The sequence below is a fragment of the Pseudomonas sp. PS01300 genome (assembly GCF_029960155.1).
GTDB lineage: Bacteria > Pseudomonadota > Gammaproteobacteria > Pseudomonadales > Pseudomonadaceae > Aquipseudomonas > Aquipseudomonas palmensis.
In genome coordinates this window covers 1-15,373 of the sequence record NZ_JASCPN010000013.1, presented here as the reverse complement: position 1 = coordinate 15,373, position 15,373 = coordinate 1, and the positions used below count along the sequence as shown (strand labels likewise).

Here is a 15,373-nt window from a genome sequence, read left to right as displayed (position 1 = left end):
TCTCGCGACACCGGCCTTTTTCGTTTCACTTGGCCTGGTAGATGATCCCCGGGCTGCACTGCACCATCTGGTAATGGTCGGGCAGCCCGTTGAGCGCCTCGGACGCCCCCAGGAACAGGTAACCGCCGGGCTTGAGCGTGCCGTGAATGCGCAGCAGGATGTCCTTCTTCACCTGGGCGGAGAAGTAGATCAGCACGTTGCGGCAGAACACGATGTCGAACTTGCCCAGGCTCGCGTAGCTGTCGAGCAGGTTGAACGAACGAAACTCGACGCGGCTGCGGATCGGGGCCTTGACTGCCCAGCGCCCCGGCCCCTTGGGGTCGAAATAGCGTTGCAGGCGCTCCTGGGACAAGCCACGGGCAATGGCCAAGCTGTCGTACTCACCGGTCTTGCAGTTGGCCAGCATCGAGCCGGACAGGTCGGTGGCGACGATCTGCGCGCCCATCTTCAATTGCCCGATGTTGCTGCGCTCGAACTCATCGATGGCCATGGAGATCGAGTACGGCTCCTGCCCCGACGAACAGGCCGCCGACCAGATGCGCAGGCGCTGGCCAGGGTTGGCCTTGATCTGCTCGGGCAAGACCTTGTTCTTGAGCACCTCGAACGGATAGTTGTCGCGAAACCACAGGGTTTCGTTGGTGGTCATCGCATCGACCACCTGCTCGCGCAAGCCGCTGCGCGGCTGGGTCTGGATCCGCTGCACCAGCTCGCTCAACGATTTGATGCCCTGCTGTTCCATCAGCTTGTTGAGACGGCTGGAGACCAGATACTGCTTGTTTTCGCCCAGCAGGATGCCACAGGCTTTTTCCAGGAAGACCCGGAATTGTTCGAAATCCAAATTACCCGTAGACAATGATGCCGCCTCTTAAATCATGTGTAACGCCAGGGACGAGCCCTGGCCGTTAGTGGGTGGCCTTGATCCGGTCGACCACGCGTTGCGCCAGGTCATCCGGCCGGAACTTGGCGAGAAAATCATCCGCGCCCACCTTCTTGACCATGGCCTGGTTGAAGACGCCGGAAAGCGAAGTATGCAGGATGATGTGCAACTTTTGCATGCGCGGGTCGTTGCGGATTTCTGCAGTCAGGGTATAGCCGTCCATTTCCGGCATCTCGATGTCGGAAATCATCATCAGGAATTCCTCTTCCGGATGCTTGCCCTCATCGACCATCTTGCGCAGGTAATCCAGCGCCTGCCGGCCGTCGTTGAGCGCCACCACCTCGACCCCCACCGTCTGCAGGCAACGACTGACCTGCTTGCGTGCCACCGAGGAGTCATCCACGGTGAGCACGCGCAGCGACACGGCCTTGACCTGCACTTCTTCGTCGACCACACCCAGGGAGATCGCCTCGGAGGTCGGCGAGACCTCGGCGAGGATCTTCTCCACGTCGATGATCTCGACCATCTTGCCGTCCACCCGGGTCACGGCCGTCAGGTAATGGTCACGACCGGTGCCCTTGGGTGGCGGATGGATCTCCTCCCAGTTCATGTTGACGATGCGTTCGACCGAGTGCACCAGAAACCCCTGGGTCTTGGTGTTGTACTCGGTGATGATCACGAAGCTCTTGCCGACATCTTCACTCAGACCGGGCATGCCGGTCGCCATCGCCAGATCCAGGATCGGGATGGTTGCCCCACGAATATTCGCCACACCGCGCACCACCGGGTTGGACTTGGGCATCACGGTCAGGTTCGGGCATTGCAGCACCTCCCGCACCTTGAACACGTTGATCCCGTACAGCTGCTCGCCATTGAGGCGGAACAACAGCAGTTCGAGACGGTTCTGCCCTACCAGTTGTGTGCGCTGGTTAACCGAATCCATTACACCAGCCATGCCAGACTCCTCGACCAAATGCTCGAGCGTCGTACCGCAGTCGGCACGCGCCTTGCTTTTTTAACTGTATGAACACGAAAACGACATTTTTCCGACGCCTGACCCGCCCCTTGCCCGGCATCCTTGCTGCGCTGTGCCTGCTGGCCCCCGGCGTTCGAACTCTGGCTGACGCTTTCACCTTGCCTGAACAGCTTATCGGTGTCACTCAGGGGTTTCTTGAATTCACGGTCGAGGATTACCTGGCGACCAGCCAGACCGAAGGGCGCTTCGAGATCCAGGTCAACAGCCTCGACCCGCGCCTGCGCATGCCACTGTGCGACCAGCAACTGGGCGCCACCCTGGAAAGCCCGGCGCAACCGCTGGGCAGGGTGACCGTGCGCGTACGCTGCGATGGCAGCTCCCCGTGGACGGTGTTCGTGCCGGCCCAGGTGCGGCTGTTTCGCAATGTGGTGACCGTGGCGCGTCCGCTCAAGCGCGACAGCGTGGTCGGCGAACAGGACGTGAGCCTGCGCGAGCGGGACGTGGGCATGCTCAACCAGGGCTACCTGACCAGCCTGGAGCAGGCCGTGGGCCTGAAGGTCATCCGACCGACGGTCATCGATCAGGTGCTCACGCCGCTGCATCTGGAGCAGGCTGAAGTGGTCCGCAAGGGCGATCATGTGGTCATCATCGCCCGCAGCGGCACGCTGAGCGTGCGCATGCCGGGAGAAGCCTTGAGCAAGGGCGGCATCAGTGAACAGATACGGGTACGCAATCTGAACTCCAAACGGGTGGTGAAGGCACGGGTCACTGGACCAGGGCAGGTGGAAGTCGCGATGTGAAGCGGGTCACGACGCCAGAACAAACAAGGCTGGCGATCAGGAACCGCTTTTCCTAAACTGTGTCGAACCGGGTTGATGGGCTGGCCGCGCAAGCTGCACTGCATTTGCGTCTAAAGTTTCTTTCGGGTTGGCCGAAAACAAGGCAAGCGTCCAAACACCCAGAGGTTTTCTGATCATGGTCATCGACTTCAGTCGTTTGAATAATTCCCCGTCCGTGACGGGCGCCGTGCGCACTGGCAACAGCCAGGAAAGCACGGCCACTGCTCGCACCGCCACCAGCGCTACCGAGGCTGGCCAGAGCGGAGAAGCCGTACACCTGAGCCACGAGGCCCAGCAGTTGCAACAGGTCAGCGACAAGCTGCGCGATCAACCGGTTGTCAACAGCGCCCGCGTGGCCGAGTTGAAACAGGCCATCGCCGACGGCAGCTACCAGGTGGACGCCCAGCGCGTCGCCAGCAAACTGCTTAATTTCGAAGCCCAGCGCTAGCCCTCTGGCGCGCTGACTTCAGGACGCTAGAACCAAGAGCCAGCCAATGCACGACACTACTCTGCTGCAACTGATCGAAGATGATATTGCTCCAGCGCAACAACTGCTCGAGTTGTTGCAGGCTGAAGCCGTGGCCCTGCATGGCCGCGACATGCCCTTGCTGGAAAATATTCTGGCCCGCAAGCAATCGCTGGTGGTGCTGCTCGATCAAGGCGGACAACGACGTAGTGCGCTGCTTGCGAACCTGGGCCTGCCGCAAAGCCGCGAAGGTGTAGTGGCCATGGCCGAGCAATCGGACCTGGGCTCCCTGCTCATCGAGCAGCTCGATGTGCTGGCTGCGCTGATGAATGATTGCCAGGCGGTCAACGCACGCAACGGCCAGGCGATCCAGCTTCAGCAGTACACCACCGAAAACCAGATCAAGATCCTCATGGGTGGCGAATCACCGTCGCTCTACGATGCCCGTGGCACTACATCGCCGCTTTCAAAGCCTCGTGCACTCAGCCAGGCGTGACCCCCTCTATCAAGGCACGATTCATGCTGGCAGAATGCCAGCAATTGCCTGTGTCGTTTTTGCCTGGAGATTCATCAACCGTGTTCAATGACGAAGAAGCTCCTCAGCCTCCGAAGGTGCTGACTACGCCTTTGGAAATTGCCGCTCATTTGCGGATGTTGCTAGAGAGCCATGACCCACTGATCATCACGTTCCCCGAACGCAGCCAGCGCTTCCAGAGTTATGTGGTGGAGGTAGACCGGGACAGCAACAGCATGGCCCTGGACGAAATGATCCCGCGCGATGGCGAACGCTTCCTCGAAAATGGCGAACCATTCCGTATCGAAGGCTTCCATGACGGCGTGCGCATTGCCTGGGACTGCACTACCCCGCTGAGCATCAGCACCTCTGACGGCTCACGCTGCTACCGCGGCAGCCTGCCCACAGAAGTTACCTATCACCAGCGTCGCAATGCGTTTCGCGCAGCACTGAAGCTGTCGCAACTGGTCGACGTGATTTTCGACGGCGAGAAACTGCGTGGCGAGCACCCGCTCAAGGGCAAGCTGCTGGATATTTCGGCTACTGGCTGCAAGCTTCGCTTCGAGGGCGATATCGAGGAGCGGTTGCAGTTGGGCCAGGTCTACGAGAAGTTTGCTACCGGCCTGCCGCTGGGGCTTTCTCAGGTAATGGTCGAGCTGCGCCACCTGCACTATGAAGAGCGCTTGAACGCCACCTTCGCCGGCATTCGCTTTCATAACGTGACAGGACAGATGGCGCGCAAGATCGAAAGCTTTGTGTACCAGCTGCAACGTGAAGCGCGACGCTTCGACAAAGACGATTACTGATAGACATCACGCTTCACATTTCCAAGGGTCGCTACCCATTCAGCGGCAACGGATTCATCCGCAAAGGGGCGCCTGGCGCCCCGCCTGCCAGCGGAACTCAGACGCAGCCCTTCGCCACTATCTGCCCCCCACGCCACTCACACTTCTGGCGCAGGCTTGACAGGTTCGACGCCCTCAGCCTCCCCGGGCGTGCCCTCCTCCTCGGTATCTTCGGCACCTACCGGTGCCTGCATCTGATCCTGCACCACCTGCTCATCAACCCGCGGGTCGAGCGCCGCAGACAGCGGTGAACCTGCCGCCGGCATCGCTACGTGAAGCAATGGCGCATCCTCGACCTGATGCAGGTTGGTAACCGCTTTGGGACGGATGCGCCACACCAGCACCAGCGCGAAGAAACAGAAGAACGCGTACAGCATCTGGTCGCCCAGGGTCTTCATCAGCACACCGGCCACCAGCGGCCCGATGCTCGCCCCCACGCCATAGGTCACCAGCAGCATCGCGGTGAGCGAGACCCGTCGCTCGCTTTCAACGTGGTCGTTGGAAAACGCCACCGCCAGCGGGTAGAGGCAGAACTGCAGCAGCGAGACCGCAAAACCGGTGATGAACAGCACCTCGAGCGGCACGCTCGGCAGCAGCGCCAATGGCAGGGAGGTGACGGCCAGCCCCACCGCCACACTGCGAATCAGCACGGCCCGGTCGTAACGGTCCGACAACCAGCCCAATGGCCACTGCACCAGCAGGCCGGCAAAGATGCAGCAGCCCATGAACACACCGACCTGTTCTGTACTGAGCCCCTGCTTGGAGGCGTACAGAGGCGCCAGACCATAGAACGACCCCACGATCAGCCCCGCCCCGAGTACCGTACTCAGCGACTGGGGGACGCGCTTGATGAAGAACCGCGGCTCCATGGGGGCCGGACGCAGCGGTGCGGGGTGGATGCGCCGGGTCAGGGCCACCGGAACCAGGCATAGCGCAAAGCACATGGCCACCAGCATCAGCAGCTCCAGGCCCAACTGCGGGTGAACCACCAGAATCAGCTGGCCCAGTACCAGGCCCAGATAGGAGGCGATCATGTAACCGCTGAACACCGCCCCACGCTGCTTGGCGTCGGCCTGTTCGTTGAGCCAGCTCTCGATCACCATGTACTGGCACATCATGCCCAGGCCGACGATCACCCGCAGCAGCAGCCAGGCCGGCAACCAGCTGACCAGACCATGACCAAGCACCGCTGCGCCGACGATGCCGGCACACGTAGCGTAGGCGCGGATATGCCCCACCCTGGCGATCAGCCGGTGACCGATCTTGCCCCCCAGCGCCAGGCCGAAATAGTTGGCCGCCATCAGCGCACCGACCCACAGGCTGTCGACCTGATCGGCCGCCAGTCGCAGGGCCAGGTAGGTGCTCAACAGGCCGGAACCGATCAACATCATCAATGCGGCGAAATACAGCGCGCGAAAAGACTTCCAGATACTTCGCATCGACGTCCCTGAGGGCCCCTTGAGCAGGTGAAAAAACTGCTTGAAAGCATAAGTGAAAAAAACGCCGACGCGGCGGGCCGGGCATAAAAAAACAGGTGACAAACCATGATCTCGATCATGGCTGCCACCTGCCTCCGCTTACCCTGGCGCCAGGCGGCATTGCCGCCCCGCAGTTACGCCTGTGCCGCCAGCACGCGCCGCTCCCACGGGGTGATCTCGTCGAAGAAGCTGGTCAGTTCCAGGGTCTTGGACGCGATGTAACCTTCGATGAACTCAGTCCCGAACAGTTCCCTCGCCAACTGGCTGCGCTTGAGACGCTCCAGTGCCGCGTGCAGCGTGCAGGGCAGTGAAAGGTTGTCGGGCACCTCGAATTCGCCCTGGATCGCCGGCGCCGGCTCCAGCTGCTGTTCGATACCGTACAAGCCGGCCGCCAGGCTGGCGGCGATGGCCAGGTAGGGGTTGGTATCGGCCCCGGGCAGGCGGTTTTCGACCCTGCGCGCTACCGGTGCGCTGGCAGGGATACGCAGGCCCGCAGCGCGGTTGTCCTGCGACCAGCAGGCATTGTTGGGCGATGCATAAGGGTGGCACAGGCGCTGGTAGGAGTTGACGTTGGGTGCGAACAACGCGGTGAAGTCGGCCATGCATGCCTGCTGGCCACCAATGAAGTGATAGAAGGCAGGAGTTGGCTGCCCCTGCGCATCGCTGAACACGTTACGGCCGTTGTCGATCTCGACCACGCTCTGGTGAATGTGCATCGAACTGCCTGGGGTTCTGGCCAACGGCTTGGCCATGCACACCACATTCAGGCCATGCTTGAGCGCAACCTCCTTGAGCAGGTGCTTGAACAGGAAGGTCTGGTCGGCAAGCAGCAGCGGGTCCCCGTGCAGCAGGTTGACCTCGAACTGGCTGACGCCCATCTCGTGCATGAAGGTGTCGCGCGGCAGGCCCAGGGCCTCCATGCAACGGTAGACCTCGCTGAAGAACGGGCGCAGGCCATTGTTGGAACTGACGCTGAACGCCGAATGGCCGTCCTCGCGCCGACCGTCCAGCCCGGTGGGCGGCAGGAACGGCTGGCTCGGGTCGGGATTGGGAGCGAACACGAAGAACTCGAGTTCGGTGGCCACCACTGGCGCCAGGCCGTGCGTGCGATACCGCTCGATCACCGCCTTGAGCTGGCCGCGGGTGGACAAGCCCGAACTCTGTCCATCGAGCTCATTGGCATCGCAGATCGCCAGTGCCCTTGGTTCGTCGCTCCAGGGCAGGCGGTAGATATGCAGGGGGTCGGCCGCCAGGGCAAGGTCGCCGTCGTCGCTGCCGTAAAAGCGTGCCGCAGGGTATCCGCCCATGATGCACTGCAGCAGCACGCCGCGTGCCATCTGCAGGCGCCGCCCTTCCAGGAACCCCTCGGCGGTCATCACCTTGCCGCGAGGCACGCCATTGAGGTCGGGGGTGACGCATTCGATTTCATCAATGCCCGTCAATCGCTCGGCGAGAGAACGTTGGCCATTGGTCGTCATGACTTGATCCTTGTTATTTTTAACAAGCCGCGAACGGCGACCCGAACAACATAGTCCGGGGGTGTTAAAAATATCAAGCACCATGTAGGCCCGATCGCTGGGCGAACGCCGCCAGCCAACCCGTAGAAGCTGTCTACACTGTGCCTGGCAGCGTAATACCGTTCGCCGGCAGCGGCAGCGCAGTCTTGTAGCGCACCTGCTTGAGGGCGAAGCTGGAGCGAATATTGGCCACCCCGGGCAAGCGGGTGAGGTAGTCCAGAAACCGCTCCAGGGCCTGGATGCTCGGCAGCAGTACACGCAGCAGGTAATCCGGGTCGCCGGTCATCAGGTAGCACTCCATCACTTCCGGGCGCTCGGCGATTTCCTCTTCGAAGCGGTGCAGCGATTGCTCCACCTGTTTTTCCAGGCTGACGTGGATGAACACGTTCACGTCCAGCCCCAGCACTTCGGGCGACAGCAAGGTCACCTGCTGGCGAATCACGCCAAGCTCCTCCAGCGCCTTGACCCGGTTGAAACAGGGGGTGGGCGACAGATTTACCGAACGGGCCAGCTCGGCGTTGGTGATGCGGGCATTGTCCTGAAGGCTGTTGAGAATGCCGATGTCAGTACGATCCAGTTTGCGCATGAGACAAATTCACCTGCTTCTTGTTCTTTTGAAGAATGTTTATCCGCAAGCCAGCCCAAAGGCAATGAACTTGAGAAAAATATTCTTCCGCCAGCGGAATATGATGTAGGCAAGACTGACTCTCCGGTCACAAGCCGGGTTCAGTAGCGACCGCTTCAAAGCTCAACAAAAACACAAGACAGAGCGAGCGTAAAAAAGCATGAACGAGTACGCCCCCCTGCGTCTGCATGTGCCCGAGCCTACAGGCCGGCCAGGCTGCCAGACCGATTTTTCCTACCTGCGTCTGAATGACGCCGGTCAGGTCCGCAAACCCGCCATCGATGCCGAACCCGCCGGTACCGCCGACCTTGCCTACGGGCTGATCCGCGTGCTCGACGAACAGGGCCGTGCGCTTGGCCCCTGGGCCGAGGACATCGGCCCCGAAGTGCTGCGCCAAGGCATGCGCGCGATGCTCAAGACCCGGCTGTTCGACAGCCGCATGGTCGTGGCGCAGCGCCAGAAGAAGATGTCCTTCTACATGCAGAGCCTGGGCGAGGAAGCCATCGGCAGCGGCCAGGCACTGGCCTTGAACCGCAGCGACATGTGCTTCCCCACCTACCGCCAGCAGAGCATCCTGATGGCCCGCGACGTGTCGCTGGTGGAGATGATCTGCCAGCTGCTGTCCAACGAGCGCGACCCGCTCAAGGGTCGCCAACTGCCCATCATGTACTCGGTGCGCGAAGCCGGCTTCTTCACCATCAGCGGTAACCTGGCGACCCAGTTCGTGCAGGCGGTCGGCTGGGCCATGGCCTCGGCCATCAAGGGCGATACCAAGATCGCTTCGGCCTGGATCGGCGATGGTGCTACGGCCGAGTCGGACTTCCACACCGCGCTGACCTTCGCACACGTGTACCAGGCCCCGGTGATTCTCAACGTGGTCAACAACCAGTGGGCCATCTCCACCTTCCAGGCCATCGCCGGTGGTGAATCCACCACCTTCGCCGGCCGCGGCGTTGGCTGTGGCATCGCTTCGCTGCGGGTCGACGGCAACGACTTCATCGCGGTGTACGCGGCCTCGCGCTGGGCCGCCGAACGTGCCCGCCGCGGCCTGGGCCCGACCCTGATCGAATGGGTGACCTACCGCGCCGGGCCGCACTCCACGTCGGACGACCCGTCCAAGTACCGTCCGGCCGACGACTGGAGCCACTTCCCCCTCGGCGACCCGATCGCCCGCCTCAAGCAGCACCTGGTGGCCATCGGGCACTGGTCGGAGCAAGAGCATCAGGCGGTGACTGCTGAGCTGGAAGCCGAAATCATCAGTGCGCAGAAGGAAGCCGAGCAGTACGGCACCCTGGCCGGCGGGCAGATGCCCAGCCCGGCGAGCATTTTCGAGGATGTGTACAAGGAAATGCCGGAACACCTGCGGCGCCAGCGCCAGGAACTGGGGATCTGACATGAACGATCACAACACCACTATCCAGTTGGAAACCGCCATGGCGACTACCACCATGACCATGATCCAGGCCCTGCGCTCGGCCATGGATATCATGCTTGAGCGCGATGACAATGTTGTCGTCTATGGCCAGGACGTCGGTTACTTCGGCGGCGTGTTCCGCTGCACCGAAGGGCTGCAGAACAAGTACGGCAAGTCGCGGGTGTTCGACGCACCGATCTCCGAAAGCGGTATCGTCGGCACCGCCGTGGGCATGGGTGCCTATGGCCTGCGCCCTGTGGTGGAAATCCAGTTTGCCGACTACTTCTACCCAGCCTCGGACCAGATCGTCTCGGAGATGGCCCGCCTGCGCTACCGCTCTGCCGGCGAGTTCGTGGCCCCGCTGACCCTGCGCATGCCGTGCGGTGGCGGCATCTACGGCGGCCAGACCCACAGCCAGAGCCCGGAGGCGATGTTCACCCAGGTCTGCGGCCTGCGTACCGTGATGCCTTCGAACCCCTACGACGCCAAGGGCCTGTTGATCGCCTCGATCGAAAACGACGACCCGGTGATCTTCCTGGAGCCCAAGCGCCTGTACAACGGCCCTTTCGACGGGCACCACGACCGGCCGGTAACGCCCTGGTCCAAACACCCCGCCAGCGCCGTACCGGATGGCTACTACACCGTGCCACTGGACAAGGCTGCCATCACCCGCCCAGGCAATGCGGTGACGGTACTGACCTACGGCACCACGGTGTATGTATCCCAGGTGGCTGCCGAAGAGACCGGCATCGACGCCGAGGTCATCGACCTGCGCAGCCTCTGGCCACTGGACCTGGAGACCATCGTCGAGTCGGTGAAGAAGACCGGCCGCTGTGTGGTCGTGCACGAAGCCACCCGCACCTGCGGCTTTGGCGCCGAGCTGGTGGCGCTGGTACAGGAGCACTGCTTCCATCACCTCGAAGCCCCGATCGAACGTGTCACCGGTTGGGACACCCCCTACCCGCACGCGCAGGAATGGGCGTACTTCCCCGGCCCATCGCGAGTGGGTGCGGCATTGAAACGGGTCATGGAGGTCTGAATGGGCACGCACGTCATCAAGATGCCGGACATCGGCGAAGGCATCGCACAGGTTGAGCTGGTGGAATGGTTCGTAAAGGTCGGCGATACCGTCACCGAAGATCAGGTGGTCGCCGACGTCATGACCGACAAGGCCACCGTGGAAATTCCTTCGCCGGTCACCGGCAAGGTGCTGGCCCTGGGCGGCCAGCCCGGTGAGGTCATGGCCGTAGGCAGCGAGCTGATTCGCATCGAGGTCGAAGGGGCCGGCAACTATCAGGAAGGCGCCGGCAAGCCGGCAGTAGCCACGCCGCCTGCGGTAGCTGCCGCACCGAAGGCCAGCGTACCCGAAGCCCAACCCCAGCCCGCCGTCGTGTCTACCCCGGCAGCGGCATCTTCAGGCAACGCACAGCGTTCACCGACGATCGTGCCACGTGAGGCCAACGAGCGTCCGCTGGCCTCCCCGGCGGTGCGCAAGCGCGCGCTGGATGCGGGCATAGAGCTGCGCTATGTGCATGGTAGTGGCCCTGCCGGGCGCATCCTGCACGAAGACCTGGACGCTTTTCTCGTTCAACCGAGTATCAGCAGTGCATCGGGCCCCGGTGGCTATGCAAGGCGTGACGACAGCGAGCAGGTGCCTGTGATCGGCCTGCGCCGCAAGATCGCGCAGCGCATGCAGGATGCCAAGCGCCGCGTCGCGCACTTCAGCTATGTCGAGGAAATCGACGTGACCGCGCTGGAAGAACTGCGCGTGCACCTGAACAAGAAGCATGGTGACAGCCGCGGCAAGCTGACCCTGCTGCCCTTCCTGGTACGGGCAATGGTGATCGCCGCGCGCGAATTCCCGCAGATCAACGCCACCTATGACGACGAAGCCCAGCTCATTACCCGCCATGGTGCAGTGCATGTGGGTATCGCCACCCAGGGCGACAACGGGCTGATGGTACCGGTGCTGCGCCATGCCGAGGCCGGCAGCCTGTGGAGCAATGCCAGCGAGATCGCCCGGGTAGCCAACGCCGCCCGCAACAACAAGGCCAGCCGTGAAGAGCTGTCCGGCTCGACCATTACGCTCACCAGCCTCGGCGCACTGGGCGGCATCGTCAGCACACCGGTGGTGAACACGCCGGAGGTGGCCATTGTCGGGGTCAACCGCATCGTCGAGCGGCCAATGGTGGTCAACGGCCAGATCGTGGTGCGCAAGATGATGAACCTGTCCAGTTCGTTCGATCATCGTGTGGTCGACGGCATGGACGCCGCGCTCTTCATCCAGGCCATCCGCGGCCTGCTCGAACAACCTGCCAGCCTGTTTGTGGAGTGACCATGCAGACTCTCAATACCACCCTGCTGATCATTGGGGGCGGCCCCGGCGGTTATGTCGCGGCGATTCGTGCCGGTCAACTGGGCATCCCCACTGTACTGGTCGAAGGCCAGGCACTGGGCGGCACCTGCCTGAACATAGGCTGTATTCCATCCAAGGCACTGATCCATGTAGCGGAGCAGTTCCACCAGACTTGTCAGCACAGCCAGCACTCCAGCCTGGGCATCAAGGTACAGGCTCCCAGCCTGGACATTACCCAGAGCGTGGCCTGGAAGGACGGCATCGTCGACCGCCTGACCAGCGGCGTCGCCGCCTTGCTGAAAAAACACGGCGTGACGGTGATTCATGGCTGGGCAAGGATCGTCGATGGCAAAACCGTCGACGTCGAAGGCCAGCGCATTCAGTGCGAGCACCTGCTGCTCGCCACGGGCTCCAGCAGTGTGGAGCTGCCCATGCTCCCACTGGGCGGCGCGATCATCTCGTCCACCGAAGCCCTGGCCCCGCAACGCCTGCCAAGGCGCCTGACGGTGGTGGGTGCAGGCTATATCGGCCTGGAGCTGGGTATTGCCTACCGCAAGCTGGGGGTCGAGGTAAGCGTGGTGGAAGCGCGCGAGCGTATCCTGCCTACGTATGACAGCGAGCTCACTCAGCCGGTAGCCGAGTCGCTGAAGAAACTGGGCATGACGCTGTACCTCAAGCACAGCGTCGAAGGCTTCGATAACGCCACCCAGTGCCTGCAGATCAGGGACCCGCATGGCGAACAGTTGACGCTGGAAACCGATCAGGTGCTGGTTGCCGTAGGACGTCGGCCACGCACTCAAGGGTTCAACCTGGAAACCCTGGAGCTCAAGATGAATGGCTCTGCCATTGCCATCGATGAGCGTTGCCAGACCAGCATGCGCAATGTGTGGGCAATCGGCGATCTGAGCGGCGAGCCGATGCTGGCCCACCGCGCCATGGCCCAGGGCGAGATGGTGGCCGAACTCATCGCCGGCAAGCAGCGGGTTTTCGATCCGGTGGCCATCGCGGCAGTGTGCTTTACCGACCCCGAGGTGGTGGTGGCAGGCAAGACACCCGAGGCCGCACAACAGCAAGGCCTGGATTGCATCGTTGCGCAGTTCCCGTTCGCGGCCAATGGCAGGGCCATGACGCTGGAATCCAAAAGCGGCTTCGTACGCGTGGTGGCGCGTCGCGACAATCATCTGATCCTGGGCTGGCAGGCTGTCGGCGTGGGGGTTTCGGAACTGTCTACCGCGTTTGCACAATCACTGGAGATGGGCGCCCGGCTCGAGGATGTGGCCGGAACCATCCATGCCCACCCTACCCTCGGAGAGGCTGTGCAGGAGGCTGCATTGCGTGCCTTGGGGCACGCGTTGCACCTGTAGCCAGAACCACTGGGCGTCGATCATCGGCGCCCAGGCATCAGGCGATCTGGTTCTTGCCGCCGGCCTTGGCGCGATAGAGCGCCTGGTCGGCACGGGCGACCAGTTGCTCCGGGCGCTCGCCGCCACGCCACTGGGCGATGCCAAAACTCAATGTGACGCGGTGCTCGCCAATTGGGGGCAACCTCAACACCTGCTGGCGGATGGCATCAGCTACCGCCATTGCTGCCTGCAGGTCACTCCCTGGCATCAACACCATGAACTCGTCACCCCCCCATCGGGCAAGCAGGTGCTCGGGGCCGACACACTTACGGATCTGTTCGACCACCTCTACCAGGGCGGTATCGCCACGGGCGTGGCCGTAACGATCATTGATCGGCTTGAAATCGTCGAAATCCATCAGGATCAGGCTCAAGGGCAAACGAAAGCGGCCGGCACGTTCGCATTCCTGAAGCAGGGCCTTTTCCAGGCGATAACGATTGGCCGCCAGGGTCAACGAGTCGCGCTCGGCCAGGTCACGGTTCTCATCGAGCTGACGTTTCAGTTGCTCGTTCACCCAGCACAGTTCCCGGGTCCGTTCGGCAATCAGTGACTCCAGCGAGCTGTTGCGCTGCTCCAGATGGGCAACCAGGCGCTTGCGGTCGTCGATGTTGCGGTGTGCACCGAACATCCTGGCCACCGAGCCATCAGGGTTGCGCGCAACCACATGCCCGCTGTCCTCGATCCACAGGTAGCTGCCATCCTTGCAACGGCAACGGTACTCCACCTGGTAGCTTGGCGCGCGCTGGCTCAGGTAGTCCTCGAAACAGGCCATCACCCGCGGGTAGTCCTCGGGGTGAATGACGTTTTCCCAGGTGAACACCGTATTGTCCAGCGAGTGGCTGGGGTAGCCCAGCATGCGATACCAACCCGGGTTGCGATAGACATGGCCGGTGTTGGCGTTCCAGTCCCAGATGCCATCACTGACCAGGTCCAGAAGGGTTTGCAGTTGCTCTTGCCCCAGGTCGCTCAATGGCGCCATCACGCAAGCGGTATTCTCACTCATGGACACTCTCCCCTGTCCAGCAACTACGCCCCAGCTCAATGATGGTGCTGCCGATTGTTATGCGCCAAAGCCTGCGCGAAATTTCGAACAATATACTCGCGAAAGAATGGAAGCGGCAGGCGGAACCGACCGCACGTCCAACTGCAGGCCTTGGCTGTTGCCGCCTGCGGCAATCATCCTCCTCTTTGGGGCAACAGCGTGCCAGAGTAAACGGCCGAGCATTGCTGCCCCCTTGTAATACAGAGGGTTCAGAGCGTGAGGTAACTGGCACAGCCCTTGCTCTTCCCTTGCTCTGCACAGTATCGGGAGACCTTCAGGTGAGCATCATCAATGATTATGGTTGGCAGGTAGCCGCTACCACTCAGCAACGTAGCAGTGTTTCTACAGACAGCGATGCTGTGCCGTATGTACCTGTTTCAGTTGCCATTCAGTCGACGTCCGACACGCGCGGGAGTGCCAGTCACTCCGAGCAGCGCTTTCACGACAACCAGCAAGAAGCGTTCGCAAAGTTCAAGGTCAGTCTGCAGAACCTGGAAGAGATCTTCGACACGAAAGAACCAGAGAGCACTGCCTTGCAAGAGTTTCGCGACTACATGGCACTGTCTCCCGAGCAGAAAATTCGCGAAAAGATGCTGCGCGAACTTGGGCTGAGCCTTGAAGAATACGAAGAGTTACCCCCTGAGAAGAAAGAACTGATCGACAAGCAGATCGCTCAACGCATCAAGGAAGAAATGGAGATAAAAACCATGGCCAAGCTGCAACCGCCTCAACAGATGGATGCGGTCAATGCACTGGCAGGTTCACAGACACTGTCGGCAGAAGGCACCGACGAGAAGGACAGGACGGACCCGCTGGCCTGAATCGTATTACGTAAAAAAACCACCTCCCAAGGTGGTTTTTTTATGCCCGCCTTGCAGGAAACTTTCAGCCCACAAAGACAAAACCCCTACCTGCAGATGCAGATAGGGGTTTCGGAATTTAATCTTGACGATGACCTACTCTCACATGGGGAAACCCCACACTACCATCGGCGATGCATCGTTTCACTACTGAGTTCGGG

Annotated in this window: 15 protein-coding genes; 9 read left to right on the top strand and 6 right to left on the bottom strand. The window is 61.7% G+C overall.

Going from position 1 to position 15,373, the window contains the following annotated elements; all coding sequences use genetic code 11:
• Window positions 1-25 precede the first annotated feature (25 nt).
• Both cheR and QMX96_RS09485 read right to left on the bottom strand, forming a co-directional pair.
• Window positions 26-853, bottom strand: coding sequence for a protein-glutamate O-methyltransferase CheR (gene cheR / locus QMX96_RS09490; RefSeq protein WP_043861780.1), 828 nt, complete (start codon window positions 851-853; stop codon window positions 26-28).
• A 49-nt stretch (window positions 854-902) separates the two neighbouring features.
• Window positions 903-1,832 (bottom strand): chemotaxis protein CheV, encoded by a 930-nt coding sequence (locus QMX96_RS09485; protein ID WP_100634319.1) that lies wholly within the window; start codon window positions 1,830-1,832, stop codon window positions 903-905.
• Between the two features lie 68 nt (window positions 1,833-1,900).
• On the opposite strand from QMX96_RS09485, the gene flgA reads away from it, so the two are divergent.
• The 4 genes from flgA (at window position 1,901) to QMX96_RS09465 (ending at window position 4,478) form a co-directional block, all read left to right on the top strand.
• Window positions 1,901-2,653 (top strand): flagellar basal body P-ring formation chaperone FlgA, encoded by a 753-nt coding sequence (flgA, locus tag QMX96_RS09480; RefSeq protein WP_043861778.1) that lies wholly within the window; start codon window positions 1,901-1,903, stop codon window positions 2,651-2,653.
• 175 nt (window positions 2,654-2,828) lie between these two features.
• Entirely contained in the window at window positions 2,829-3,140 is a 312-nt protein-coding gene (gene flgM / locus QMX96_RS09475) for a flagellar biosynthesis anti-sigma factor FlgM (protein WP_043861777.1), read from the top strand.
• A gap of 46 nt (window positions 3,141-3,186) precedes the next feature.
• Window positions 3,187-3,654, top strand: coding sequence for a flagellar protein FlgN (locus QMX96_RS09470; protein ID WP_043861776.1), 468 nt, complete (start codon window positions 3,187-3,189; stop codon window positions 3,652-3,654).
• 80 nt (window positions 3,655-3,734) lie between these two features.
• Window positions 3,735-4,478: a flagellar brake protein gene (locus tag QMX96_RS09465; protein ID WP_043861775.1), complete on the top strand. Its 744-nt coding sequence runs from the start codon at window positions 3,735-3,737 to the stop codon at window positions 4,476-4,478.
• Between the two features lie 137 nt (window positions 4,479-4,615).
• On the opposite strand, the gene QMX96_RS09460 is transcribed toward QMX96_RS09465, so the two are convergent.
• The 3 genes from QMX96_RS09460 to bkdR all read right to left on the bottom strand — a co-directional run bounded on the left by QMX96_RS09460 (window position 4,616) and on the right by bkdR (window position 8,098).
• Complete coding sequence (locus tag QMX96_RS09460; RefSeq protein ID WP_043861774.1) at window positions 4,616-5,956, bottom strand: MFS transporter; 1,341 nt, start codon at window positions 5,954-5,956, stop codon at window positions 4,616-4,618.
• Window positions 5,957-6,129: 173 nt separating this feature from the next.
• On the bottom strand, window positions 6,130-7,371 hold the full coding sequence (locus tag QMX96_RS09455) for a glutamine synthetase family protein (RefSeq protein ID WP_282361685.1): 1,242 nt from the start codon (window positions 7,369-7,371) through the stop codon (window positions 6,130-6,132).
• A 235-nt stretch (window positions 7,372-7,606) separates the two neighbouring features.
• The gene (bkdR, locus tag QMX96_RS09450; RefSeq protein ID WP_043861772.1) at window positions 7,607-8,098 is read right to left on the bottom strand and encodes a Bkd operon transcriptional regulator BkdR; all 492 of its coding nucleotides are present in this window, start codon (window positions 8,096-8,098) and stop codon (window positions 7,607-7,609) included.
• A gap of 199 nt (window positions 8,099-8,297) precedes the next feature.
• Between bkdR and QMX96_RS09445 the strand changes: the two genes are divergently transcribed.
• From QMX96_RS09445 to lpdA, 4 genes are read left to right on the top strand one after another with little or no spacing between them, the layout of a single operon-like run.
• Window positions 8,298-9,530, top strand: coding sequence for a 3-methyl-2-oxobutanoate dehydrogenase (2-methylpropanoyl-transferring) subunit alpha (locus QMX96_RS09445; RefSeq protein WP_043861771.1), 1,233 nt, complete (start codon window positions 8,298-8,300; stop codon window positions 9,528-9,530).
• Window position 9,531: 1 nt separating this feature from the next.
• Complete coding sequence (locus QMX96_RS09440; RefSeq protein WP_043861770.1) at window positions 9,532-10,590, top strand: alpha-ketoacid dehydrogenase subunit beta; 1,059 nt, start codon at window positions 9,532-9,534, stop codon at window positions 10,588-10,590.
• A complete protein-coding gene (locus QMX96_RS09435) occupies window positions 10,591-11,886 on the top strand; it encodes a dihydrolipoamide acetyltransferase family protein (RefSeq protein WP_282361666.1) in 1,296 nt (431 codons plus the stop codon).
• Window positions 11,887-11,888: 2 nt separating this feature from the next.
• Entirely contained in the window at window positions 11,889-13,271 is a 1,383-nt protein-coding gene (gene lpdA / locus QMX96_RS09430; protein ID WP_282361665.1) for a dihydrolipoyl dehydrogenase, read from the top strand.
• A 37-nt stretch (window positions 13,272-13,308) separates the two neighbouring features.
• Here lpdA and QMX96_RS09425 read toward each other — a convergent pair whose 3' ends face one another.
• Window positions 13,309-14,313 (bottom strand): sensor domain-containing diguanylate cyclase, encoded by a 1,005-nt coding sequence (locus QMX96_RS09425; protein ID WP_054915652.1) that lies wholly within the window; start codon window positions 14,311-14,313, stop codon window positions 13,309-13,311.
• Window positions 14,314-14,630: 317 nt separating this feature from the next.
• Here QMX96_RS09425 and QMX96_RS09420 point away from each other — a divergent pair, with 317 nt between their 5' ends.
• On the top strand, window positions 14,631-15,173 hold the full coding sequence (locus QMX96_RS09420) for a hypothetical protein (RefSeq protein ID WP_058542066.1): 543 nt from the start codon (window positions 14,631-14,633) through the stop codon (window positions 15,171-15,173).
• Window positions 15,174-15,373: the final 200 nt, after the last annotated feature.

What these genes read in the sequence shown, in the direction of transcription:
- QMX96_RS09485 (WP_100634319.1), bottom strand. Translation starts at nt 1,832, where the DNA reads ATGGCTGGTGTAATGGATTCGGTTAACCAGCGCACACAACTGGTAGGG.
- flgA (WP_043861778.1), top strand. Translation starts at nt 1,901, where the DNA reads ATGAACACGAAAACGACATTTTTCCGACGCCTGACCCGCCCCTTGCCC.
- flgM (WP_043861777.1), top strand. Translation starts at nt 2,829, where the DNA reads ATGGTCATCGACTTCAGTCGTTTGAATAATTCCCCGTCCGTGACGGGC.
- QMX96_RS09470 (WP_043861776.1), top strand. Translation starts at nt 3,187, where the DNA reads ATGCACGACACTACTCTGCTGCAACTGATCGAAGATGATATTGCTCCA.
- QMX96_RS09460 (WP_043861774.1), bottom strand. Translation starts at nt 5,956, where the DNA reads ATGCGAAGTATCTGGAAGTCTTTTCGCGCGCTGTATTTCGCCGCATTG.
- QMX96_RS09455 (WP_282361685.1), bottom strand. Translation starts at nt 7,371, where the DNA reads ATGACCGCCGAGGGGTTCCTGGAAGGGCGGCGCCTGCAGATGGCACGC.
- bkdR (WP_043861772.1), bottom strand. Translation starts at nt 8,098, where the DNA reads ATGCGCAAACTGGATCGTACTGACATCGGCATTCTCAACAGCCTTCAG.
- QMX96_RS09445 (WP_043861771.1), top strand. Translation starts at nt 8,298, where the DNA reads ATGAACGAGTACGCCCCCCTGCGTCTGCATGTGCCCGAGCCTACAGGC.
- QMX96_RS09440 (WP_043861770.1), top strand. Translation starts at nt 9,532, where the DNA reads ATGAACGATCACAACACCACTATCCAGTTGGAAACCGCCATGGCGACT.
- QMX96_RS09435 (WP_282361666.1), top strand. Translation starts at nt 10,591, where the DNA reads ATGGGCACGCACGTCATCAAGATGCCGGACATCGGCGAAGGCATCGCA.
- lpdA (WP_282361665.1), top strand. Translation starts at nt 11,889, where the DNA reads ATGCAGACTCTCAATACCACCCTGCTGATCATTGGGGGCGGCCCCGGC.
- QMX96_RS09425 (WP_054915652.1), bottom strand. Translation starts at nt 14,313, where the DNA reads ATGAGTGAGAATACCGCTTGCGTGATGGCGCCATTGAGCGACCTGGGG.